Genomic DNA, 25,584 nt, shown 5'->3' with positions numbered 1-25,584 from the left:
ATCCTAACTTCGTTCGCAAAGACACAGGTTATAAGTCAATTATCGCTTATCAAAAAGAGCGGCTCTCTGTGCTTTGGTCAATCGTACATTAAGCTCCCAGCTACCGTCCTCATTAATGATTTCCGATTTTACCGCATTCAACTGATATAAGCTGGCACGAAGTTTTGCCTGATCTGGAGCGAGACGCAGCATTTCATCAGTGGCCTGGCCATGCAAATTAATTGCAATTGCCTCGCGCAATCCATCAAGTCCAATCCCGGTTTTTGCGGATAGCCAGACTTTGCTGCCTTCCTCTTGCTGGTCGACTCTGGGGGTCCACCCCTCTTGCTGATCAATCTTGTTAAAAACCTGAATAATCGGTATATCATCCACCTCAATTTCAGCCAGTACCTGTTCAACAGCCGCTACATTTTCCCGCCAGATAGGATCAGCAATATCAACCACATGCAGTAACAGATCAGCTTCCTGTGTTTCCTCTAGTGTTGCACGAAAGGCCTCCACTAACTGATGCGGCAGATCGCGAATGAAACCTACGGTGTCGGCCAGAATAATGGACCCTGAGCCAGGCAGATCGACCTTACGCATTGTCGGATCAAGCGTTGCAAACAGCTGATTGGCTGCGTAGATTTGCTCACCCGTTAAGGCATTGAATAATGTTGATTTTCCGGCGTTAGTATAACCGACCAGCGAGACGGTCGGCATTGCTGCTTTTTGCCTGGCACGGCGGTTTTGATCACGGCTTCGCCTTACTTTTTCCAGACGTTTATTGATATAGCGGATTCGTTCACGCAGCAGCCGTCGGTCAGTTTCGAGCTGGGTTTCACCAGGGCCTCTTAAGCCAATTCCCCCTTTCTGACGCTCCAAATGGGTCCATCCGCGTACTAGCCGGGTCGACAAATGCTGCAATTGGGCCAGCTCAACCTGCAACTTTCCCTCAAATGTTCGAGCGCGCTGGGCGAAAATATCAAGAATCAAACCACTGCGATCAACGACTCTGCATTGAAGCAATCGCTCAAGGTTTCGCTCCTGAGAAGGAGAAAGCTCGTGATTCACCAGCACCAGCTCCGCCTTATGCTCTTCCACTTGTTGCTGAATTTCTTCTGCCTTACCCAAGCCAACATAATATTTTGCCTCAGGTACTGCTCTACTGCCAGTAACAACTGCAACCACCTCAGCTTTTGCTGAAGTGGCCAGCTCTTTAAATTCCTGTAGCGCTCTTTCTGCATTTAATTCAGGAAGAGCCAATTGCACGAGAATGGCACGTTCGCCAGCTTTAGGTCGTTCAAACACTCAGTACTACCATTAATCAAAGTCTTTATTTTATCAGTCTGCCATATTTTCATCTTCCTCACCAGCAGGAATTTTAATCATCCGGGCAGGAACAACCGTTGATATGGCATGTTTATAAACCATTTGCGTCACCGAATTCTTCAACATTACAACATATTGATCGAATGAATCCACAAGCCCATGCAGTTTAATCCCATTAACCAGAAACACGGACACTGGTACTTTTTCTTTGCGTAGTTCATTCAGAAATGGATCTTGCAGTAAGGAATTTTTAGACATTGCCCTCTCCTTATTATTATTATTGAGGCCAACAACACTCAATACTGATGTCGACCCCTCAAAAAAAAACTTTAATTTTTTTCATTACATCTGTTGTTGATTAAGTTACTATTTATTCGCCCGTCAGAATGACAGTATGAACAAATCGGGGCAGTACCCAACTATAGAAGGAGTTTTACATGCAATTTTCTAAAGAAGCGCTAGCCGGTCTGGCAGATAAATCACAGGATGCATATGCTGCACTTTTTAATGATGGATCCATAGATCAACCTGAAAACCAGGCGGCAATGGATACTTTGGAACCTGAAACACTTCGTTTAATCGCCATCAACGTCGTTCGCACCTGCCCTAAAGAGCAGCTGAATAGTCTCATTCCACAAACTCAGCATCTGCTACGAACACCAGCCAGTTCCTTTACACAAAAACTTCAGGATGCTTATTACGTCCATAATCGTATTAACGTCATCACTGATAAGCCACAATTTGCTTATAAGGCCTGGACACAAAATTTTAAGCCGGAAGCATTTCATAAGAATGCTGATTTTTCTCATGAATTGTTGGGAAATAGTGCTAGTCAACAGGAAAAAGCCAGTTATCTTGCCGAATCCACGCCTCGTGCCAGCTTGTATTCAGTAATGCAAAATGTGAGAACTGCCTTTCCGAATACTCCTGCAGAAACTGAGGACTCAAAGTCTATAAAACACAGCTTCACTCAGCATGTTAAGCGTGCATTGCAAGCGGCCGATCACATTGACTCTTTAATATCTTGTAAAGAGGATAGTGATTTAGTTGAACACTTGGAGAAACTGACCAAGCATTTTGCAACTTATCCCACTGTCGGCACTCGACCTGTTATTACTAGTGCGAAGGAAGATCTGGCAAAACGCATCGCCGGCATGAATTTAGCTAATCGTGCAGCAGCCTGTAATCACTTAACTGCGCTATGTCCAAAGGATGGCTCTAATATATTTACTGAAATTGCCGACTTGGTGAAGAACAAGGTACGAGCAGCTCATGATCATAGCGCCGACTCCGATTTTGAAATCTCTCGCCAAGGCAAAGACGCTGCTTCTAAATCCGATGCGCCCGACTCTCCTAAATTGGTGAATCCTGGAAAACTCAAATGCGGTATATTTGGAGGTTGTTCTACTTCCAAAGCCGAAGACAATGGCGACTATTATTCGGACAGCGATACAGAAGAAGAGAAAAAGGGATCTTGCTGGAGCTGGGGCCAGTAGCTACTAGTCGGGTTCTTTACTGACACTGTTTTGAGATATTTCTTACAGCAGCGTCATCATATAACCTTAGGAGTAAAAACTAGATTTAAGTATACTTAAATTAAAGGGATGACAGGGATTGTCTGACAGGAAGTCAGCGAAGGGACCAGCACATGGAATGTGCTTCGCCGCAAGGATGTGGCTTTTTCTTTTGTATTACACTTAAATATTCTTTTTTAAAATTATCCATTCTTGATTATTCAATTTACCTTTATCGAATTATAAAGAACTTTGAAATTTGATCGAAGGCATACAGTATTCAATTTTAGAGAAATTCATCATATTTTTTATCACTCAGAGGTAAGAAAGGGTAAAGATCAACTCTCACCCTAGCCCTCATAGATTTACGTTTATATGTGCATGATCTGGAAATAACATGTGTAGTGGGATTAACTTAAAGATTTTTCTTAACGTCCTCTCTCCCTCAGGGAGAGAGCTAGAGAGAGGGTTTTAAATCAATTTAGCGATGAGCACTCATCAAACATCAATATTTTCAGCTTCCAATGCATTGGATTCAATAAAGTCACGTCGTGGCTCTACCTGATCTCCCATTAAGCAAGTAAATATTTCATCCGCCGCTACTGCATCTTCGATACTTACTTGCAGCATACGCCGTACTTCCGGATCCATTGTGGTTTCCCACAATTGCTCAGGGTTCATTTCACCCAATCCTTTATATCGCTGTATAGTTTGACCGCGCTTGGCTTCTTCCAAAATCCAAGCCAGAGCTTGCTCAAAGCTCTCTACAGCCAGGGATTTTTCCCCTCGTTTTATTTCAGCCCCTTCTTCAATCAGGTTTGCCAGTTTAGAACCTAATTGAATGATTTCACGATAATCCTTGGAGAAGAAGAACTCGGCATTAAGAATAATATGAGAATCCATACCGTGCTGAGTTACAGTAACACGAGGTAAATGATGATCACTTTCTGTATTATGAATAACATCGACAGAATAGTGATGAGTTTTCGCGCCAATTTGCTGCAAACTCTGATGCAACTGATTAGCCCAATTATTGATTACTTCATGATTATTAAAATCATCAGCATGCAGGCTAGGCAGATAGGCAATCCGTTTAAGGATATCGGCACTGTAGCGTCTTGAATGGCGTTTGATAATTTTTTCAACACGTCTAAATTGCATTACCAGATCTTCTAGCGCCTTGGATGTAATCGCTGGTGCATCTGTGCCTGGAGAAAATGATGCACCTTCAAGGGCACTTTGAGTTAAATAATCATTAAGCGCTTCATCATCTTTTACATATTGCTCCTGTTTGCCACGTTTAACCTTGTATAGAGGGGGCTGAGCAATATAAATATAACCTCTTTCAATCAATTCTGGTGTTTGCCGATAAAAAAACGTCAAAAGCAGCGTTCTGATATGCGAACCATCGACGTCAGCGTCGGTCATGATGATAATACGGTGATAACGAATTTTGTCGGGATCATATTCATCAGGGCCAATTCCACAGCCTAAGGCAGTAATCAGAGTAGCTACTTCCTGAGAGGAAAGCATTTTATCAAAGCGTGCCTTTTCCACATTGAGAATCTTGCCTTTTAATGGCAGGATTGCCTGGAATTTTCGATCTCTTCCCTGTTTTGCAGAGCCGCCCGCAGAATCTCCCTCAACGATATAAAGTTCGGAATGCGCTGGATCTTTTTCCTGGCAATCAGCCAGCTTTCCAGGAAGGCCGGCAATGTCCAAAGCCCCTTTTCGACGCGTCATTTCACGTGCTCGTCGCGCAGCTTCTCTTGCTCTGGCAGCATCAATGATTTTACCGACAATTGACTTGGCAATTGCGGGATTCTCTAATAAAAAGTCATTTAATTTTTCGGCAACCAGTGATTCAACAGCCGCTTTGACTTCTGAGGAAACCAGCTTGTCTTTAGTCTGTGAAGAAAACTTGGGATCAGGAACTTTAACTGACAATACTGCGGTTAACCCTTCTCGCGCGTCATCACCAGTAGTGGTGATTTTAGCTTTTTTGGCAAAACCTTCATTCTCGATGTAGTTATTCAAGGTTCTGGTTAATGCAGCACGAAATCCTGCTAAATGAGTGCCGCCATCCCGCTGCGGTATATTATTTGTAAAGCAAAAAATAGTTTCCTGGAATGAGTCATTCCATTGCATGGCCAATTCGATTTGAATATTGTCTTTTTCTCCAGTCAGAGAAAATACGATTGGCATAATCGGAGTTTTATTGCGATTCAAATGCTCAACGAATGCTTTTATACCCCCCTCATAGCGGAATGTATCCTGTTTTTGTGTTCGTTCATCAAAAAGATGAATACAAACGCCAGAGTTCAAAAAGGACAGCTCTCGCAGACGTTTAGCCAAAATATCATAATGGAATTCAATATTGGAAAATGTATTTGCACTTGGTTTAAACCACACTTGAGTTCCTGTTGAACTCGCTTCACCCGTTGCGGTAAGCGGAGCATCGGGAACGCCATTACGATAATGCTGTTCATGTACTTTACCATGGCGACGTATCAGCAGATGCAGCTCTTCGGATAATGCGTTAACCACCGAAACACCCACGCCATGAAGACCGCCTGACACCTTATAGGAGTTGTCATCGAATTTACCACCGGCATGAAGTACAGTCATAATGACTTCGGCGGCAGATCGTCCTTCCTCTTTGTGAATATCCACGGGAATCCCTCGCCCATCATCTTTTACAGTGATCGACTCGTCTGCATGGATGCGCACATGGATTTCCTTGCAATGGCCAGCCAAGGCTTCGTCAATTGAATTGTCAACCACCTCGAAAACCATGTGATGCAGTCCCGTGCCATCATCGGTATCACCGATGTACATGCCTGGACGTTTTCTGACTGCATCTAATCCCTTCAAAACTTTAATATTCGATGAGTCATAACTAGCATCAACACTCATAAAAGATTCCTCTACATGCCGTTGTCGCAAAAATGAAATTATAGCATTAAATCGTTCTTCTTTACATGCCTGGATTAGAATGTTCCGGATATTATTGATATTTAAGTCTATCTTCTTTGTTTCACGTGAAACATTAGACAAGGTTCTAGCTTAGAATGATTTCTTTACTGTCCAGTTTCTTCCACTGCTCAGACGGAAGATCATCGGGCTTAGCTGTAATAAAAAACTGATTAGGGGAGCAACTAATATATTGCATTATATTATCGAGATGAAAACGGTCCAATTCAGAACTTAGATCATCCATAAGAAGTATACAGGATTTATCTAACAAATCGATTTGAGCAAATTTTAGTGCCAGCAAAAGAATCTTCTGCTGGCCGCGTGAGAAATAAGATTTTGCTTTGAGGCTGGTATCGTCTGACTGAATGACAATGTCTGCATTATGTACTCCATACTGTGTAAATTGACGATAAAGATCACTGCTATAGCTTGAATCCAGTACTGATTCTAAGGAGCGTCCCTCAGCCTTCTTATCCCAACCTTTGTAATAGGAAACAGATGCATTGATTTGAGTTAACTCACTAAGCCTCGTATTGAATTGAAGACGAAGCCTATCGAAATAACGTAAGCGATGCTGATGAATTAATTCAGCCAAATCACTCATTACCTTATTCCATGGATAAAGCAATTCAGGCTTGGCTGATTGCTTAAGTAAGGCATTACGTTGTTTTAAAGCCTGATGGTAATCCCTCCAAACATGAAAATAGGAATGTTCCACGTGAAACACACCCCAATCAAGAAGCTCACGACGATAAGAAGGTCCAGCATCGATAATTTGGAAAATTGTTTGATAGAAAATCTGACAAGCGAGGAAACTAGCTAATTGACTGGCAGACAAACAGGGCTGGTGGTTAATTCGGGCAGTACTGGTGCCACGGAGAATCTTTTTGATACTAACAGTTTGTTCATCTGAAGTTCTAGCAAAAACGATGGTTTCCCCTTGGCCTAATGTAACCAGGCTAGCGGTTTCGCGTGTTCTAAATGAATGGCCGGTTGATAACAGGTGAATGGCTTCGAGAAAGCTGGTTTTACCGCTGCCATTCACACCGCGAATAATATTGATATGAGGATGAAGATTAAAATGTGAAGAATCGAAATTACGTAAGTGATGAATTGATAATTCGGCTAGCTTCATAACTTCATAGGCATAATGATATATTGATAATATTCGTCAGTCAGTGATTCAACCAAAATACTTCTATCGGTATTGGACATGGATAAACGGACATAACTATCTGAAATGAAATTTAAAACATCAAGTAAGTAACTGGCATTAATCCCGATTTTTAATTCACTGCCATCGACTTGGGCTTCCAATTGCTCACGCGCCTCCTCCTGTTCCTGATTGTTAGCAATCAAGGTTATACCGGCGCCGGGTTGAATATGCATCAAAACCGCACGTGACTTTTCATGTGCAAGAATGACTATGCGCGACAAAGCTCGCTTCAAGGGATCTTTTTCTATAAGCACGAATTTATCATTATCCACAGGAATCGCTTTCATGTAGGGAGGGTAACGCGCTTCTATCAATTTTGAAGTAAAGGAATAAACAGAGGTGTTCAGTCTAAAATGTGACTTGCCCGCCATTACAGTAACGATCTCGTCTTCAATCGAATTCAGCAGACGCAGCATTTCCTGAATACCCTTTCTTGGAAGTAAAAATCGCTGGTCACTAATACCTGTATCACACTCATATTTGCAAATCGCCATGCGATGACCATCGGTGGCAACGCTGGTAATTAATGAAGGTTCGACATTGAATAAAAGACCATTCAGAAAAATCCGCACATCTTGCTGAGACATTGCAAAATGAGTCGATTGAAAAAGATGGATTAAGGCTGTTCGCGCAATAGAAAACTGAAATTCTGATTGTTCCTGATTGCAAGCAGGAAATTGCTCAGCTGGTAAAGTAGCCAGCTTGAACTGGCTGCGACCCGACTTAATCAACAGCGCATTAGTCTGAAGGCTGATAGTAGGCCTGGCATCGTCATCAAGAGAACGGATTATATCAATAAACTTTTTTGCGGGAACGGTCAGTTTGCCGCCAGGAACTTCTGAAGTGCAGTCAAGAGTCGAGGCAATTTCCATTTCAAGATCAGTTGCCGTCAGAGTTAACTGATTATTGTCAACACCTAGTAAAATATTGGACAAAATAGCAAGGCTTTGTCGTTTATCAACAGCCCCGGAAACCACTAATAAACGTGGTAGCAAATCACTTTTTGCAACACTAAAACTTAGCACCTTTATTCCTTAAGAAGACAATATACGCATAAGGTTTTTATAATCCTCTGCAAAACTGCTTTCATCTTGCAAAAGTTCTTTCACTTTTCGGCATGCATGCAGTACGGTCGTATGATCACGACCGCCAAAATGATCACCAATTTCAGGTAAGCTATGATTGGTCAATTCTTTCGCTAATGCCATCGCCATTTGCCGAGGTCTTGCAATAGAGCGGCTTCGACGCTTGGAAAGCAGATCCGCTACTTTTACTTTGTAGTACTCAGCAACTGTTTTCTGGATATTCTCGATAGTTACGAGCTTATCCTGCAGGGCTAGCAGATCACGCAAGGCTTCATGAACAAAATCGATGGTAATGGGTTTGCCTGTGAAATGAGCATTAGCGATAACTCGCCGCAAGGCTCCTTCTAACTCCCTGACATTGGAGCGGATTCGCTTGGCAATAAAAAAAGCAACCTCATAGGGAAGCTCAATACTGGATTGCTCTGCTTTGCTCATTAAAATAGCAACCCGTGTCTCTAGCTCCGGAGGTTCAACAGCTACAGTCAATCCCCAGCCAAAACGAGACTTTAAACGCTCTTCCATTCCCTCGATTTCCTTGGGATAGCGATCACTGGTAAGGATAATTTGCTGCTGTCCTTCCAGTAAGGCATTGAATGTATGGAAAAACTCTTCCTGTGAACGGTCTTTACCTGCAAAAAACTGGATATCATCGATAAGCAATGCATTTAAGGAACGATAAAATCGTTTGAACTCGTTAATGGAATTAGTCTGCAAGGCTTTAACCATATCGGCCACAAAGCGTTCGGAATGCAGATAGAGCACCTTGGCTTCAGGATTATTTTTCAGAATCATATTGCCAATGGCATGCATTAAATGCGTTTTACCCAAACCAACGCCGCCATAAATAAACAGCGGATTATAAGCGTCACCCGGACGCTCAGCGACCTGCAATGAAGCCGCTCTTGCCAATTGGTTGGAATTACCTTCAACAAAGCTTCCAAAATGAAACTTTTTATTCAAATAGCTGTTCTTATAATCAGCCGTTTTTTTAGTGGCAGTTTTTACATATACCTGCTTGCTTTCTTCATTGCTGCTGGGGGAAGAAATATTAGAGTCAATCCCTGTCGCTGCCTGAGCTGTTGCGGGGGTAATAACAGGCTCACTACTTCCAATAGCAATAGTCACTGAAGAAACCTGATCGCCAGCCAACTGCATAACCAGTTCACGAATACGAGTAAAAAAATTCTGTTTAATCCATTCAACGATAAATTTGTTAGGGGCTAGTAAAACTAAATGGTTGTCCTGATATTTAGCTTGTAACGGACGTAGCCATGTATTGAATAGCAGCGGCGGATACTCTTCTTCTAAAAGCTTAGCGCATCTCTGCCAAAGTGATACGGACACAGAACACTCCTCATAACAAATTACATTGCAACACTTTGCAATGAATCAACGTAGTACTGCCATTAGATCCATCCTGCTTGTGGCAAGTCACCCAAATGCTCACTGCCATTAAGTTAAGCTCAATTGTATAACTGTCCTCCCCGCGCAGGCGGGGATCCATCTCTGAGCTCGCTATAATGCCAACTGAGAAATGGTTTCCCGCCTGCGCGGAATCACGACATTTTCTTAACGTAATGGCAATCACCCAAAGGGGGACGACATTTATCAGAAATATAAATACCAACGAAAAAGCTTATAAATAGCTTGCGTTGAATAGTAAAAAAAATATTGGGGAACCAATTATACCTGTAGATAATGAAAAAAACAGGCTTATCCACAAAAATTAAGCAAATTTTATTGAAGCCAAGAGATAGCATTCTAATCGGCTTAATCTAAAATCAGTACTGCCATGTACTTCTAATACTACCTAACAAGTCAATTCAGGTACCCTCGCTCCTCAGTACATATTGAGGACAGCTTAAATATATTCCACACAATAATTCGCCGTTAGAACAAGTCAGTTCTCAAGAAATTTAGCTAATTCGACCAGCGGCTCTCCTTGTAATCGTACTGGAATTGAATCGGGTCGAAAAACACAATTGAGGCTGGTATAAAAATTTACTGCCTGTTCATTCCAGGAAAAGGTGTGCCATTCCAGGCGACAACATTCATTATCAAGCGCAATTTGAGCAAGCCTGGATAAAAGAAGGGTGCCAAGTCGATGATGTCGATGCTCTTCAGAAATAAACAGATCCTCTAGATATAGAGCCCGCGCCCCAACCGAAACGGAATAAGTATAATGATATATGGCCAGACCGGCGACGGCATTGTTTTCCTCAGCCACCAATAGCGAAATATACTGCTTTTCAAAGGCATGCTCTACCAGCTTTTGACAGGTTAAGCCATTGTCCTGAGGTTCTTTATCTTCAAAAACAGCTAACTCTTTAAGAAGCGACAAAATGGCATCAATGTCGTTTATCTCAGCATCTCTTATTTTAATACTCATAAATGAACATAAAACAGCGAACTTTGAATGACTGTACGATAATAATAATAGTTTGTATATATAGGGCTATAAAATCTGTGTATAAAGTTGAATGAAATGAGCCTGAAAACTGATGTCACTAATATACCAACAAAGCATTCCTGTGAAGATCAAGGTTTATAAACAAGATAGTTGTTTAATTAAATATATGATTTTATATAATTTTATTTAGTTATCAACAGATCTTGTGTCTCTATATAATAAACACAAAAGATAAACTATATAATTTTTTTATTATTTACAGCCGACCACAAACAAAACAGGGATTTGACAGAATAATTAAAGTCCACTATCATTGCCCACCTCTAAATCCTAAAGATCCGGTTTATTATGAAAAGAACTTTTCAACCCAGTAATTTGAAACGCAAGCGTGATCACGGTTTTCGTCAACGCATGTCAACTCGAGGTGGTCGTCTGGTATTAAAGCGCCGTCGAGCCAAAGGACGTAAACGTTTATCTGCCTAAGTGTATCGATTCACCAGAGCACGCCGGTTAACCAACAAAAAAGAGTTTAATCGCGTGTTTAGTCAGGCTAACAAGACTGTAACATCGGATTTTGTAATACTTCATTGCAAAAATTCTGAGCAGTCTGCACGGATTGGGTTTGCCCTATCAAAAAAAGCAGTACCGCAAGCCTGCCATCGAAATCGCCTGAAGCGCCTGTTACGCGAAAGTTTCAGGCACAGCAGCCTGCCAGCTGTGGATATTGTAATTTTGGCGCGTCCTGGTGTAATTAATTCAAGCAATGAGTCAATTTGTATAAAACTGGGTTCAGCATGGGAAAAACTAACCAAATTTTACGCCAGTTAGCTGGAATACCAATCAAGCTGTATCAATTGCTCATTCGACCTGTTATGCGCCCATGCTGCCGGTTTTATCCGAGCTGTTCTGACTATGCCCTCTCAGCAATTCAACAATTTGGCATTTGCAAAGGAATATGGTTCGCCATAGGCCGCTTGTTACGCTGCCATCCTTGGGCTGATGGAGGATTTGATCCTGTATTACCGAAAGAAGAGAAACCTTAATGGATACCCGACGAGTCGTGTTATACGCAGCCCTAGCGCTGATAATTTATACCTTATGGACCAATTGGCAAATGGACTATCCTGCACCGCAACCTGTAAGCGCTGCCAATACATCCACATCCAGCGGCAATAAACTGCTGCCCAATATACCGGGAACTGAAAGTAATACTTCCGGTTCAGCGATTAAAGAACAAGGCGTTTCCTCTGCTAATGAGAAAACCGGGCAAGTAATCCATGTAAAAACCGATGTGTTTAACATGATGATTGATACCCGGCAAGGAGATGTCGTCCGTGCTAATTTGCTGAATTACCCAGTCAGTGTTTCCGAGCAGGATAAGCCGATCACCATTCTGAACGAGCAACCCGACCAGCAGTATGTTGCGAACAGCAGCTTGTTTATTCATGACGGCAAACAGATCGATACTCTCGATTTGAATTACACGACCGCCAGTAATAATTATCAGATGGAACCTGGGCAAAACAGTTTAGTAGTCACACTGGAAGGTGAAACCACTAATGGTTTGAAAGTGAAAAAAACATTTACTTTCACTCGGGGTAGTTATCTGATTAACGTTGCCTATGTTATCAGCAATCAGGGAAATGAACCCTGGAAAGGCTATATGAACACGCAGTTGCTGCGCTCAACCCCTGAAGAAGACAAATCCAGCATGTTTCATGTCGGTTCATACACAGGCGCCTCCTATTCTATACCTGGACAGTCGAAATATAAGAAAGTCAGCTTCAAGGATATGGACAAGAATAATTTAAATGCCCAGGCTGATGGCGGCTGGATTGCTATGCAGCAGCATTATTTTTTAAGCTCCTGGATTCCAGCTAAAGACGCTAAAAATACAATTTACACCCGTGCTTCAGCGGGAGATTACACAATTGGTTCAGTAAGTCCGGCAATACAGGTGAATCCTGGTGAGTCAGAGAATATAGCCGCGGGCTTATACGTTGGCCCCGAAAATACTGAGGTACTCCAGGGAATAGCACCTGGGCTTGAGCTGACAGTGGACTATGGCTGGTTATGGTTTTTATCCTCTATCCTGTTTTCCATAATGAAGGCTATTCATTCGGTGCTAGGCAATTGGGGATGGTCTATTGTACTGGTTACAGTACTAATCAAGCTGGCTTTTTACCGATTGTCAGCAAGCAGTTACAAATCGATGGCTGGTATGCGCAAACTTCAGCCTAAATTACAGGCTTTGCGGGAACGATATGGCGATGATAAAGCCAAACTAAGCCAAGCTACAATGGAGCTTTATCGTGGGGAACAGGTAAATCCTTTAGGAGGTTGCTTACCTATCCTGGTCCAGATTCCTGTCTTTATCGCTCTATACTGGGTATTGCTTGAAAGCGTTGAATTACGCCAGGCTCCCTTTATGTTCTGGATCAAGGACTTGTCAGCGGCTGATCCCTATCATGTGCTGCCCATAATTATGGGAGCTACCATGCTGATTCAGCAAAGACTCAACCCTGCTCCTCCCGATCCGACCCAAGCCAAAGTGATGATGTTTTTACCAGTATTATTTACCGCGCTGTTCTGGAGTTTTCCTGCTGGTCTGGTTTTATACTGGATTGTGAATAATACACTGTCAATTTTGCAGCAATGGTATATCACCCGTAAGTACAGTGATGATAAACCGGTCAATAAAAAAATGGTTACCGTCAAGTAAATGAATAATGACAGCATAGTTGCTATAGCCACTCCTCCTGGTCGCGGAGGAGTGGGTATTGTTCGAGTTTCTGGGCCTCTGGCTTATGAAATTGGACTTAAGCTAAGCGGTCAAAAACAATTAATCCCCCGCCAGGCTATTTACACCAGTTTCTATAATCTAAATCAGGAAATAATCGACCAGGGACTGATTCTTTATTTTAAAAACCCTCATTCTTTTACCGGTGAAGAAGTCGTTGAATTTCAGGGACATGGTTCTCCAGTAATTCTGGATTATCTGGTAAATGAATGCCTTGCCTGCGGTGCAAGACTTGCACGCCCGGGCGAATTTTCCGAACGGGCTTTTTTAAATGATAAAATTGATTTGACTCAGGCGGAAGCAATTGCTGATCTGATTCATGCCAGTACACTAACTGCTGCGAGGATGGCAGTTCGCTCTCTTCAGGGTGAGTTTTCTAAAAAAATCCATGCATTAAACGAGCAGATTATTCATTTAAGGATGTATGTCGAAGCTGCAATTGATTTTCCCGAAGAAGAAGTGGATTTTCTCAGTGACGGAAAAATTTTACAAAAATTGCAATCTATTCTTGCTGAATTACAATCCCTGCGTGCCAATGCCAATCAGGGGGCTCTTTTAAGAGAGGGCCTTTCAATCGTTATAGTTGGCAAGCCCAACGCCGGTAAGTCAACATTAATAAATCATTTAGCTGGACGGGAAGTGGCAATCGTCACTGATATTGCTGGTACCACCCGTGACATCATGCGAGAAGAAGTATTGCTGGATGACTTGCCTGTACATTTTATCGATACTGCCGGTCTTCGTGAAAGTGAAGATATCGTGGAGCAGGAAGGAATAAAGCGCGCCTGGCAGGCAGTCAGACAGGCTGATTGTGTACTAATGATTATGGATATATCCACTGATCATGCAGACTGTACTATTAGTGATGAAGTCAGAGCTAATCTTCCACAGGCGGTTCCTCTGGTAAAAGTGTTTAATAAAATTGACCTCAATCCTTCCGTTTTACCTGACAAAGATGCAATCTACATTTCAGCGAAATCAGGGCAAGGGATAGAGGCATTAAAAACAAAAATAAAAACTATTGTCGGCTATCAGGCATCTGAAGGCCAATTCATCGCCCGCAGGAGACATTTGCAAGCGCTCGAACAAGCTCATCAATTCCTAATCAAAGGCCTGGATCAATTAGTCAATATCAAAGCAGGTGAACTGCTGGCAGAAGATTTGCGGCTGGCTCATCTGCAGTTATGCGAAATTACCGGTGAGTTCAGTTCCGATGATTTGCTAGGAAAAATATTTTCCAGTTTTTGTATTGGCAAATAAAATACGATTGTTCTTACTTCTCCTAACCCGGCTAAACTATAGTAATAAAGAGTAATAAGGATGCGTAATGAAAACTCGGCCGGTCTATATTGCAGGGGGTATTCGTACCCCTTTCGTAAAATCAATGGGAAGTTATAGTGACATAAGCACTCCGGATCTTATGATTGCCTCTCTTCAGGCATTGGTTAAAAAATTCAAACTGGAAAATCAGCTGGTGGGTGATGTAGCTCTTGGAGCGGTGATTACCAGTCCTTTTAACTGGAATTTATCACGAGAATGTGTGCTCGGAACCAGTTTAAATCCGGCAACACCAGGCTATACCTTGCAACGCGCCTGCGGAACCAGTCTGGAAGCCAGTCTGCAGATTGCTCTCAAAATTGCCAACTATCAGATAGAAGATGGAATTGCCGGCGGTGTCGACACCAACAGCGATTTTCCGGTGATGCTTCCGCGCTCCTTTAGTTTGAAACTAACGCAGCTTAAACAGGCGAAGGATTTTTCTTCGAAGCTTAAAGCCTTGCTGGCGTTCAGGCCTTCTGATTTAAGTCCTCAATATCCGGGGGTTGTCGAACCAAGAACAGGGCTATCAATGGGACAGCACACTGAAAAAATGGTCAAGGAATGGCAGATTAGCAGGGAAGCACAGGATGAGTTGACCCTGTTAAGTCATCAGCATGGTGCAAAGGCTTATGAGGAAGGATTTTATGATGATTTGGTTTTAGAATATATGGGATTAAAAAAAGACGGTATTTTACGAAGTAATGCGTCTTTGGAAACGTTAGCCAGATTGAAGCCGGTTTTTGATACGACCAGTGGAAAGGGCAGTCTCACTGCCGGAAACAGCACCCCGCTTACTGATGGATCATCTGCTGTGTACCTGCTTTCTGAACGCCGCGCCAAAGAGCAGCATCAACCCATACTGGCTCGATTTGTGGATGCTGAGGTCGCTGCGGTCAATTTTGTTGCCGGTGAAGGCTTACTCATGGCGCCTACCATTGCGGTGAGTGAGTTATTGAAACGCAATCGTTTAACGCTTCAGAGCTTTGACTTTTATGAAATACATGAGGCATTCGCCGGGCAAGTTCTTTGTACTTTGAAAGCCTGGGAATCTGCGGAGTATTGCAAGCGGGTTTTATCCAGAAACAGTCCAATGGGTTCGATTGATCGCTCACTGTTGAATATTAAGGGGGGCAGCGTTGCTTTAGGCCATCCATTCGCGGCAACAGGAACACGGATAGTAGCCAGTCTTGCCAAGATGCTGCATCAAAAAGGCAGTGGCCGCGGTTTAATTTCAATCTGTACCGCTGGGGGTATGGGGGTTGCGGCAATTCTCGAAGCAAGCTGAGTTAATCCGTAAAATATCAATTGTTTTTCTATCGGCAGATTGAAAAAATAAAATACAGAAAGTCTTGTTTCTTGGCTTTAGCCATGATAAGTTATAAATTCGGCTTACTGCGCATTTTATGGATTGAACTATGGTTGACACGGCATATACAAATTTCCTGAATCAAAAAGAACGATTTTTTGAGAAACAACTGCAAACGACCACTGCAGTGGAAGAGTATATGCGTCATCATCTTAAAAACGAAAGCACCGAACTGGAAGACGATGAGTATGAAGATATTCTCAACTTTCGCTCCATTGCTCCCAACAAAACACTGATAGAGCAGGAACTCTCTGACATTCTCGGCAGCATGGATAAAAAGCTCGCAACGCAGCAGGATAATGTTGAAATATGGATATGGGCTTATCTCTGCTGTTTAATGCTCGAGGAGGTCTATAAGGCTAATGCCTACCATCAGTATTATCGCGACCGTGATAAGGATCTGAAAAACAAGGCTGAGCTGTATGCATTACTTCGCCAACAAATCAAAAATCGGATTGAGAAAAACAATGTAGAAACGCTAAAAGCGCGTGAATCATTTCTGGCACATCTACTCAAAAAGATTAAGGAAGGTTTGCTTGATCTGGCAGAAACGCCTCTTCATTTATCCTTGTTACGTAACAAAATTGCTTACCTGAACGTTTGCCGTCTTTATTGGGCATTTTGTCGCATGACTCTAAGTAGTGGTTTGCGATTGGCTCGTGATACCCATGTACTTGAAAAACTCGATAAACTGGTAGGCCATCATATTGATGCCGAAAAAATAATTCATACTTTTGAATTACCCAACTCAATTTTTCGTGCATTGAGCGTCGGTTTTTTTGCTTCACGTTTTATGCTGGATTCGCTGGCTTTAATTAAACATACTTTCTTCCCCACGGAAGAAGAAAAATCAAGAACCAGAACCGAGAGGTTCATGGATGAACTGTACAAACGTCATTGCAATTTTTTAAATGACATTGTCTGGGCTACCGTAAACGGTATTACCAATTATAACAGCTTTTTCCATATATCCGCCCCGGCTGCCGGCTGGATCACCGCCGGTTTTCTGGTCTTCGACGTGGCCATGATTATGTGGCGCCGCTTTCTTGCCCATCGGGAATACGATATAAAACGTAAGCAGTATGTGCAGGAGTTAGCTGACATTGAACATCATTTGCAGAGAAAAGGCGATGTTGATGATAAAGAAAGCCGGCAGTTGAAAGCACGTCATGAAGCGGTCCGTGCCCAGCTTCGTGAACTGGATTTAAAATGGGAAGCAGCCAATGCCAAATTCCTGTTTAATGCCGCAGCGGCCAGTCTGCTGGTGATGGGATTTTCCGCTGCTCTGCTATTCACGCCCCCCGGAATTATCCTGGCGTCCTATGCTTTATGCGCAGTCGCAGTAGGCATGTATTTATCAGCCGATGCGTTTGGCGAGTATCGTGAAAAGACATTAAGATTACAGGAAGCTGTCGAATTAGCCAGGCAGCATCGTGAAGATCCGTTCGATACTCTGCACGACAAGGATTATTGGTCGGATCAATTGATTCTTGATGAACGGGTCAGGAAATTGATTCAGGAACACCAAAACGCCAGACATGACTTTATTTACACCATGATTAAAAATACGGTAATGCCTGCACTGATTATTAGTACCTTAGCCATTTGCTGGCAAGCTGCCCTGGTGATCATTGCTGCTTATGCTGTCTATGAGCTGGTGAACGCCTATCAAAGACATCAACAGAAACAGCCCGCTTTGCCTGAGCCAGAAGTCAGTGAAGAGGAAAAACTGCTGAAAGACCTGAGAGAGGCGCCACTTGAGGAGCTGCATCTGGAAGCTGCTGAGTCCAATACAAGCTGTTGTTTCTAGACTGGCCGAGGGCTATCGCTTGATAGCAATAGCCCTGGGTGCTACCGTCGTCATGTTTCCGGATACATTGCCTTCACCGCGGCAATATCTTTTTCGCTCAATTTAACTCGCTGACCAATTTCAACATTATCCATCAAAGGAATAATCGTTTTCTCGCCGTTTTTTGAGAAAGCATAAGCGCCATAATGCATAATGGACAGATAATCGTATTCCCCAAAATCCTTGCCATCAGTCAATTGCTGGTCAAAATTATAACGATGGTCTTCATCGATATTTTCCCAGACGATACGAATATAATTGGCGCGATCAGCCCTTGATTGCTCATGCCACAAACCGAGAGCATGACCAATTTCGTGAACTGTGTTCATGGTAGTGCAGCGCGGTGATAAATTGATTTCCTGCTTGCCTCCCATTTTACCCACATAGGATGAACAAGTGGTTCCTGCTGCCGGTATAAAAGCGATATAATCTTTATATTCCGCACGGTTTTTTGAAGTGAGCTCAACAAACTCAAGGGCCGTATATTGCTGCCAGTGCGCAATGGCTTGTAGAACCGCTAATTTGTTCATCAAGGGCAAATCTTCTGACATTTCAAAAGGTATCACGCCATGTGCCCAGCGATTGCCGCCAATTTTTGGACGAAACACTGCACCTGCTTTATCCAAATCACGGGTTTTGGCAAGTAAAATATCTCCTTCCGCCACGGCGAATTCATTGATTTTTTCATAGACAATGGTGCGACTGCCAAGCACCGGATCGCTAACAATCATGTGGCCCAGACTCGCTGCATTAGCGATGGAAATAATAAAAAGCAAACTCGAAATCCCTATTTTTTTTGTGATGGTCATCATTAAAGTCCTTATTAATAAAACGACACGGGATCTACTATTGCAGAAATTGAAAAAAATTTAAATAAATTGAGTCAATAAATTTTTATCTTTATTACAATAAATCATGGCCAGTTAACATAGTCTTTAAAATCCAAATCCGGTCGTAGAATGATCGGGCTTTGTGTATACACTTTTCCTTCAAGCATTCGTTGAATCTGTCTCTCAGAGGGGCTATCCATTTGAATTTTCCACAAGTATTTGCTTAGTCGTACTGCATAAGGGTCGGGCGGGGTAATTTCCAGGCCATTTTTAATAATCTCATTACCCACTACAATCGTTTCAATCTGACGCGCCTGGGCAGTGCAGTGTTCCAGACTACACCAGCCGTGCTGGTAATAATGATCACAGCATATAGCGCGGCGCTCACAGCGTCCGCGCTCCAGATATTTTTTATAATAGTCATTCCAGGCGATATCGATTAACTGCCGGTGTTTAAATCCCAGTCGCATGGCATTGACCATCACATGCTCAAGATGCTGGTAATCAATCACGGAACCTGTGATTAAGATATCCACGTCCTGAGTCGGCCAGGATTCAAGTACTGCTCCGCAGAGCCAGTAGGTGTAATGATCGACACCCTCAATGGCAAAAAATTCATCTCGCCAGGCATTTAAAAATTCAGGATCAGGGGGATACCAGGGAGTATTGGTTTCCAACTCGCCACGAATATAACTAAAGGATTGTGCTTTCATACTTAACTAAATAATTTATAATTGCCGGCCAGTTGCCCGCAACCGAGTTTATCCTTACTCATCGGACCAAAGGTATAGACTTTTTTAAGGCCAAAGGATTGAACGCCGGCAGCCAGTGTTTCCAAAACCTGTTGTTTAACCGCAATCAGCTGATTCTGCTCAGCGAATTCAGTGGGATTAAGACAGGAAATTTTAAGTTCAATATTACATCCCAGAATACTGATGACTTTTTCTACCGTCCGTTTTAAATCTTCAAGCGAATTATTATAATTTTCCATCACAATATAATTAATCTTGATTGCAGTATCTGGACGTTTATCCATAAACAGTTGAACATGCTGTAGGACGTCATGCAGATTGTATTTGCTGCACTTACTATAAAGGTATTTTATTTTCTCTTCATTCCAATGCGGGATTCCGACTTGTAGAGAGCGAAGCGGCAGTTCGGAGTCCGCCCAGCGTAATAATGCGCTCGGCAAGGCTCCCATCGTCGACATTTTGAATTGTAAATCGGGGTTTTGCTCCAGAAGTCTTGCGGAGGCTTCAATCAGTACATTGGTCATTAAGGTGGGTTCGCCAATCCCTGAATAAAATACATCTTCGCGAATTCTGTAATCAGTAAAATCCCTGCGGTAAATGGCAATCAAGGTATTAACCTGTTCCACAATTTCCGCGACCGTCAATGCTTTGATCGGTGATAAGGTTCCGGAGGCGCAAAATAAACAGCCTACCGAACAGCCAAAAGAGGTTGAGGGCTCAAAAGCGATATTAAAAGGTTTTCCCTTATCCAGATGGAGATAATAAGAGGCCTCAATAAGCCGGCCAAAACGCTTTGTTTTTAGCACAAAACGTTTGGCAATTTGGGTATTCCAGGCTGACCCTGCAAAAAAATATTCATCATTAATGGTTTCAATGACTTCATAAGCACTATTGGTCCATGTCATAGCCTCTCCTTAAGGATTGCCTATCCTCGTTGCAGGGGTATCCTCGGGTGGAATAGTGCTTATTGCTACCCTTAAGACCATTAAAGTGTCAGTGATCTGACCTATAGCCTGTTGTGTTCTGGATGGTGTAATGGCTGTAGTATTAAGAGAGCGTACTGCGAAATCCAGTCTGTTCTGCTCCAGCTCAATGCGCTCAGTACCAATATCGATACAAGGCTGCCTCGTTCGGGGTGAGATATCAAGCATCGCATTTCTTGGCATAGCGTCATGGTAGACAATATTCGCTCTGTCGCAGGCATCTCGTAATGACATTCTGTGGAAGTTGCTTCCGCTGGTTAAAGCGCTTAACTTTTGTAAGCTGTCCAGCAAGAAATGCTGTTGTAACTGATTGAGGGGAAGCGCTCTAAAGAACTGATTGAGCACTTGTATTTTTTCAGGGTCGTTTACGGTTTGCCAGCGTCCGTTTGCATTCCTTCGATTTTTACTGAGAAGCTCAAGATCACCGTTTTCAAGTATACTCAACTCATAATCAGAGGAAGCCAGGCTATATTTACCGCCTCTGTTAATCCCAATCTCAAAGGGATGGCCATTGATTGTTCCTATCTCAGCCCAGCTTCCTCGCGGCATATGCCGTGCGCCTTGTTTCATGAATACTTTTAATGACTCAACCACATTAGAACTTAATACCTGATCTGTAGTGGCTGAGGGTCTGCTTGAAGGGGCTGGCTGAAAGAATGTCGGTTGATTAGCCACACTGGCTGTTGTTGCAGGCGTTACAGTTGCTGCAGTAGCCGTTGTAGCGGTGGTTGTTGTGGTTGTTGCAGGACTTGCCGCTGCCGGGGCAGGAATTTGCTGAGGTATCGCTTCAAGTCGTTGCAGATTTTCAGCGCTGGCCTCAAAAATATAACCATTGCCCCCTCCGGCCGGAAAGCGGATTCGGTCCACTGTGATACCAAGAAGTTCTAAAGCTTTCTGAATTTTAGCCGGATTGCCCCCCTGGTTATTGAGGCTTTGCATAGTTCGATACTCATCCGAGCCTTCCCCATAGCGATCTTTCACCGCAAGATACAAGCTGACCGCAGCCTCTGGCTTAACATACATGGAATTTTGATAATTTTGGAGAATATTTTGCAGTCTCCCGATTGCCGGAGCCCGAAAATTCACTCTAAATCGGTTTCCTTCCAGGCTATCAATAGAGTGTACTTCGGGAAACCTCAGGAAAGTAAGTATTCGTTCCAGCTCTTGCTGACTGCTATAGCCTGTGACTGCTTGCGGACCGTTTTGATTCACTACCGCAGTATAAAGTGCTCTAGCTGTTTCCGGGCTTATCTCATGAGATAATGCCAGGCCTTGCAGTAAGGGACGCAGGCGCAGATGCGGATTATAGGCGGCATTCAAGCCATCGAGGTTGGCATTGGACGCCATAGCGGCATCCACACTGGCATGCCCTCCTTCGTTTCCAATCATGGCATGCGGATCTCCGCAATTGGTGCAAGCGTTAATAAAGCCCTGACGCTCTACGAATACATCGTCAGTTGGAGTTCCACCCCATTGCAATCCAAGCTGGGTGACGACTCTGCCAATCTGCTCAAGCGTGTCTCGATAACCGGGAGGATTCGCAGCACCACCCTGCACATTTCCAGAAAATGGCAATTCCAGACGGCCAATACGACCGATTGCCGCGGCTCGCTGGTTTTCCGGAAGTGCGGCAATCGTTTGCAATGCCTGCAATATTCCCTGCAGCCGGGCATGTTCGAGATAAGGTTTGTCAGCGGCCGGTACTCCATGCGCGAAAAATCCCATACCGGCCTTAAGAAATTTCAGACAGACCAGCTCACCCTGGTTTAGTTCATCTCCCTGTGCCACCACCGCATGCCAGGCCTGCAAAAATTCAGCGGAAATGGCATTCGCTACAAGATTTAAATCAAGTTTACCACTGACCCCATACCAGCTGATCTGTCGATAATTCTCAGGGGCTGCTGGCCGCTGATAACCGTACATATCGCGAAAGCTTTCGGCTTGCCAGTTAGCAAAGCCATTGGGTAAATGCGTATCTGCAGGATTATCAGGATAGAAAAACATTCCGCCGGTGTTGCGAAAATCTGACTGCCATTGCAAGCCGGCCTGATCCACCACAATCATCCGTCTGGGGCTTGGGTAGGTGTGGATGGGATTGCCGTGAGGATAGCCGCCATAGGCATTAACCTGAACAATCCCGGCACCATTAGTCGCTTTAACCAGGCAGCGGAGTCTGGCTATCTTGTTATCACTCAATTTTCCCTGATAAAGGGCGGTATTCATAATCCCGGTTACATTGCTGCTTTCATTACGAGCCAGAATCTGCAGATGTCTTGCGGTTAACTCATCGGCATTGCTGGGCAGGGTTTCTACCTGATTGGTATAAGGATTGTTAAAACTGCAACCAAGAATGGGCTCGCCGCGCAGCAGATTTCTAAAGGCGAGCAAAACAGGTTCAGGACAGTTTAAATCCATTCGACTGGCGTTGGCAGGCAGGTTGGTTGCGTGAAAAGACGCGACAGGTTCTATGCTGATTTGATTCACAGGGGCAGGCGCTGCTGCTGGCGGCAGAACCGGTTCTGCTCTTGCTGCCGGTGGATTGACAGGGGGTTGTGCAGCCGGGGCTTGCCGGCGAAACAGATTATTCTGCAAGTTGGCCTGGTTTGCACCCGGCGCATTGGTTACCGGCGTCATCGGTAAAGGGATTGTAGCCGCTCTATAAGCTTGTCCTCGTCCTCTTGATCCTCTGCCGCCCCCGCCAGTCAGGCTGAGGTTATTGCTTATAAGCATCCGCAGTCTTTCTCTAGCAAGGGGGGAAAGATGGATATCATAGCCATTGTTCCCGTGAAAGCCGATCAGGCCGTGCGGAATTTCCAGAATGTCCAGGGTCTGGCGTATTTTATCCGGTGAAGGATTATTAGTCAGCGAAGCGATTTCATTACCACGCTCGAGACTTGTGACCATTTCATAGAGTTGTCTTGCTATATCAGGTGTCAGATGAAAGGTGGTTTGCTGCTGCTGAATATTTTCAATGAGTTGTAAATTTCGCTGCGGATTGGCAATTTGCAGAATATACCCGTCAATCCCCTCTGGCGGAAAATCTATTATCGGCACATTACGCTCATTTGTAACAAGATTAATATCCAGTAAACTCAGAGCCATGATTATCTTGGGCGGGAGGTTTCCCTGGTTATTAAGTCTTTCCATCTCTTGGTACTGAGCTGAGTTTTCCCCATAGCGCTCTTTCACCTGCAGATAGAAATTGCGGGCCATTTCCGGAGTGATATAAATCTTATCGGAATAATTGTTTAATATCGAAACTAAATTATCGTAGGCTTCTCCGCGTACAGTGACTGAGAATCCGTTTTGAATGTTAAATCCGATAGTTAACTGATCGCCGATGCCTAAGGTGGTCAGTATTTGGCGAAGTTCAGCTGTAGTGGCATAACCAGTAACGGCGCGAGGGCCGCGACTCTTGACTACTGCGGTATAGAGTGCCCTGGCCTGCTCATTGCTAATATTAATCTGTTGCAAGGCACCAAGAAATTTTGCATTAAAAGCAGTTTGCGTCACTGGATCAGTAATATGGCTTCCGATCATATTCTGCAGACGGGGCCAATTAGGAGAATGTTTGAGTGCCTGTACGGTTTCAGCACTTAAGGTTTCGAACACTTTGGGGCCAGGCTGAAGCTGACCTTCATTTCTGACTGCTGTTCTTGCCAGAAGAATCGCTGACAGCGCCTCATGATTATCGGTATTGGCAATAAGCTCAAGCAAATAGCCTGGCAGGCGGGTTTCGTCAATCGTATAACTGGCCAATGTACTCGGATTGGTATGATTTAATTTACCATTGACTGACTGATAATCGGCTCGCGCCTGATCAAAATACGCAAGATCTGCCTGAGAAACAGTATTCCTGAAGCCAGAATTGATTACTTCCGCAAAGTCCACACAAATAGCCCCCTGATGAACAACAAATTTACCCGGTTTATCCACCCAGATACTGAACTCATCAAAATGCGGTGAATCTTTGATTGTGGCCCAGTCGCTGCGGAAATAATCAACAATCTCTTTTTGCTCTGCTGCATTTAGTGTCCTGTTTAATCCAAATGCCTGTCGGTTGTGATTAATGAATTCGAGGACTGCTTGCTCAATACTACCGCCCTGTGCCAGGGTGCCGGTGACGCTGGTAATCAGGGTGTTTCTCAATGTGCTGTTTTCATCCAGAACCTGGCCAAAATTGCGTTGGGACAAGTCTTTACTGCGGGCATATATATTAACCTCAGCCAACAAAAACTGGAGCATAATTGCCAGCGTTTGTTTCTTTTTACCATCACTCAGGTTAGGATTATTAACACTTTGAAAGGGGGAAATTGGCAGGGTGCTCCAGAGTTCAAGTGCGCAAGTGTCTAGCCAGGCTTCCACGGTATCCCGGAAGCTAGGATTGTTTTCCAGATGAATGTTTGTCAGCATTTCAGGAGTAATGGGAGCCCCTGTCGGGCTTGAAGAAAAATCAACATCCAGGCCGGTTTTTTCTTTCATGACCGATGTAAGTATTGCTTGTATTTCGGGGAAGCCAGGATCCCTTCCCTGCTGGGTTTTGAATGTCTCAAGCTGCCTGATGGCAGCCCTGATTACCTGTTCTTTGGGGGATTGGCTGCCGAAAACTAAATTATTAAAGCCGAGCATCATGGCGCCATAGAAACGGTCGTTTCGCGTTCTATCCACAGTGAATACTCGATTTTTGGTGTAAAGATAACCATCAGTAACCGGGGGCATCAGCATACTGTAAAGGTTACTGCCTTCCATTAAACGGGCTACTGAAGGAGGATAATCAGGGTACACATGATTGAGTTGGCTGATTTCAGGCGTATTCTGAATTACCCTTAATGCCGCTATAATTTTCTCAATTTGCTGAAGCCGGGATTGTTTTTGCTCCCTGATACTTCGCCGTTCCTGATCTTGCGGGCTAATGGATGCAATGTCCTGTTGCAGGGCCCGGCGATACAATTCCATTTCCTGAAGGGCTCCGGCATGTTCCCCGGCGTTTTTTCCAAAAAAAGTTTTCATCGCCATCATGGTCTGACAAGTGTTGTCAGTTCCAGCCCGCTCACCGCCGACAGCGGGCACCAGGAGATGGATGATATTAGTAACAGGATTGACGAAGAACCAGCGGGCCGACGTGGGCTCATTGAAAAGGATATCCATTTCTGAATCCTTATGCAGAATCAT

General features: G+C 43.7%; 19 protein-coding genes. 8 read left to right on the top strand and 11 right to left on the bottom strand.

Translation table 11 applies throughout. The features are described from left to right. Positions 1-39 precede the first annotated feature (39 nt). Positions 40-1,290 carry a ribosome rescue GTPase HflX gene (gene hflX, locus B1207_RS04500; protein ID WP_112218798.1) on the bottom strand — a complete coding sequence of 417 codons (1,251 nt, stop codon included), beginning with the start codon at positions 1,288-1,290 and terminating at the stop codon, positions 40-42. 33 nt (positions 1,291-1,323) lie between these two features. Beyond that, complete coding sequence (hfq, locus tag B1207_RS04495; protein WP_058506916.1) at positions 1,324-1,569, bottom strand: RNA chaperone Hfq; 246 nt, start codon at positions 1,567-1,569, stop codon at positions 1,324-1,326. Positions 1,570-1,748: 179 nt separating this feature from the next. Between hfq and B1207_RS04490 the strand changes: the two genes are divergently transcribed. After that, positions 1,749-2,807 carry a hypothetical protein gene (locus B1207_RS04490; RefSeq protein WP_112218797.1) on the top strand — a complete coding sequence of 353 codons (1,059 nt, stop codon included), beginning with the start codon at positions 1,749-1,751 and terminating at the stop codon, positions 2,805-2,807. A 516-nt stretch (positions 2,808-3,323) separates the two neighbouring features. On the opposite strand, the gene gyrB is transcribed toward B1207_RS04490, so the two are convergent. The 5 genes from gyrB to B1207_RS04465 all read right to left on the bottom strand — a co-directional run bounded on the left by gyrB (position 3,324) and on the right by B1207_RS04465 (position 10,491). After that, positions 3,324-5,741 carry a DNA topoisomerase (ATP-hydrolyzing) subunit B gene (gene gyrB / locus B1207_RS04485; RefSeq protein WP_112218796.1) on the bottom strand — a complete coding sequence of 806 codons (2,418 nt, stop codon included), beginning with the start codon at positions 5,739-5,741 and terminating at the stop codon, positions 3,324-3,326. A gap of 145 nt (positions 5,742-5,886) precedes the next feature. Continuing rightward, positions 5,887-6,936: a DNA replication/repair protein RecF gene (recF, locus tag B1207_RS04480; RefSeq protein WP_112218795.1), complete on the bottom strand. Its 1,050-nt coding sequence runs from the start codon at positions 6,934-6,936 to the stop codon at positions 5,887-5,889. Further along, positions 6,933-8,042 (bottom strand): DNA polymerase III subunit beta, encoded by a 1,110-nt coding sequence (gene dnaN, locus B1207_RS04475; protein WP_112218794.1) that lies wholly within the window; start codon positions 8,040-8,042, stop codon positions 6,933-6,935. The genes recF and dnaN overlap by 4 nt, the downstream gene beginning before the upstream one ends. Positions 8,043-8,051: 9 nt before the next feature. Continuing rightward, complete coding sequence (gene dnaA / locus B1207_RS04470) at positions 8,052-9,446, bottom strand: chromosomal replication initiator protein DnaA (RefSeq protein WP_112218793.1); 1,395 nt, start codon at positions 9,444-9,446, stop codon at positions 8,052-8,054. A gap of 556 nt (positions 9,447-10,002) precedes the next feature. Then, entirely contained in the window at positions 10,003-10,491 is a 489-nt protein-coding gene (locus B1207_RS04465; protein WP_112218792.1) for a GNAT family N-acetyltransferase, read from the bottom strand. Positions 10,492-10,860: 369 nt separating this feature from the next. On the opposite strand from B1207_RS04465, the gene rpmH reads away from it, so the two are divergent. The 7 genes from rpmH to B1207_RS04435 all read left to right on the top strand — a co-directional run bounded on the left by rpmH (position 10,861) and on the right by B1207_RS04435 (position 17,808). After that, the gene (rpmH, locus tag B1207_RS04460; protein WP_028372496.1) at positions 10,861-10,995 is read left to right on the top strand and encodes a 50S ribosomal protein L34; all 135 of its coding nucleotides are present in this window, start codon (positions 10,861-10,863) and stop codon (positions 10,993-10,995) included. Further along, a complete protein-coding gene (gene rnpA / locus B1207_RS04455) occupies positions 10,996-11,340 on the top strand; it encodes a ribonuclease P protein component (protein ID WP_112218791.1) in 345 nt (114 codons plus the stop codon). Next, the gene (gene yidD, locus B1207_RS04450; RefSeq protein ID WP_112218790.1) at positions 11,307-11,555 is read left to right on the top strand and encodes a membrane protein insertion efficiency factor YidD; all 249 of its coding nucleotides are present in this window, start codon (positions 11,307-11,309) and stop codon (positions 11,553-11,555) included. Before rnpA ends, yidD begins: the two co-directional genes overlap by 34 nt. Next, on the top strand, positions 11,555-13,234 hold the full coding sequence (yidC, locus tag B1207_RS16035; RefSeq protein ID WP_216362454.1) for a membrane protein insertase YidC: 1,680 nt from the start codon (positions 11,555-11,557) through the stop codon (positions 13,232-13,234). Before yidD ends, yidC begins: the two co-directional genes overlap by 1 nt. Continuing rightward, positions 13,235-14,572 (top strand): tRNA uridine-5-carboxymethylaminomethyl(34) synthesis GTPase MnmE, encoded by a 1,338-nt coding sequence (gene mnmE / locus B1207_RS16030; protein WP_216362453.1) that lies wholly within the window; start codon positions 13,235-13,237, stop codon positions 14,570-14,572. Between the two features lie 67 nt (positions 14,573-14,639). Then, entirely contained in the window at positions 14,640-15,917 is a 1,278-nt protein-coding gene (locus tag B1207_RS04440; RefSeq protein WP_112218789.1) for an acetyl-CoA C-acetyltransferase, read from the top strand. A gap of 130 nt (positions 15,918-16,047) precedes the next feature. Next, complete coding sequence (locus B1207_RS04435) at positions 16,048-17,808, top strand: hypothetical protein (protein WP_112218788.1); 1,761 nt, start codon at positions 16,048-16,050, stop codon at positions 17,806-17,808. Positions 17,809-17,858: 50 nt separating this feature from the next. On the opposite strand, the gene legP is transcribed toward B1207_RS04435, so the two are convergent. From legP to B1207_RS04415, 4 genes are all read right to left on the bottom strand, one after another. Continuing rightward, the gene (gene legP / locus B1207_RS04430; RefSeq protein WP_112218787.1) at positions 17,859-18,659 is read right to left on the bottom strand and encodes a Dot/Icm T4SS effector Zinc-dependent metalloprotease LegP; all 801 of its coding nucleotides are present in this window, start codon (positions 18,657-18,659) and stop codon (positions 17,859-17,861) included. A 101-nt stretch (positions 18,660-18,760) separates the two neighbouring features. Then, positions 18,761-19,390 carry a hypothetical protein gene (locus tag B1207_RS04425; RefSeq protein WP_112218786.1) on the bottom strand — a complete coding sequence of 210 codons (630 nt, stop codon included), beginning with the start codon at positions 19,388-19,390 and terminating at the stop codon, positions 18,761-18,763. Between the two features lie 2 nt (positions 19,391-19,392). Then, on the bottom strand, positions 19,393-20,334 hold the full coding sequence (locus B1207_RS04420) for a radical SAM protein (protein ID WP_112218785.1): 942 nt from the start codon (positions 20,332-20,334) through the stop codon (positions 19,393-19,395). A 9-nt stretch (positions 20,335-20,343) separates the two neighbouring features. Further along, a complete protein-coding gene (locus tag B1207_RS04415; RefSeq protein ID WP_112218784.1) occupies positions 20,344-25,560 on the bottom strand; it encodes a hypothetical protein in 5,217 nt (1,738 codons plus the stop codon). Positions 25,561-25,584: the final 24 nt, after the last annotated feature.

It is taken from the genome of Legionella quinlivanii, from assembly GCF_003265995.1.
Classification (GTDB): Bacteria; Pseudomonadota; Gammaproteobacteria; order Legionellales; family Legionellaceae; genus Legionella_C; species Legionella_C quinlivanii_A.
The sequence above is the reverse complement of the archived record's forward strand: the minus strand, read 5'-3'. Positions and strand labels throughout refer to the sequence as shown.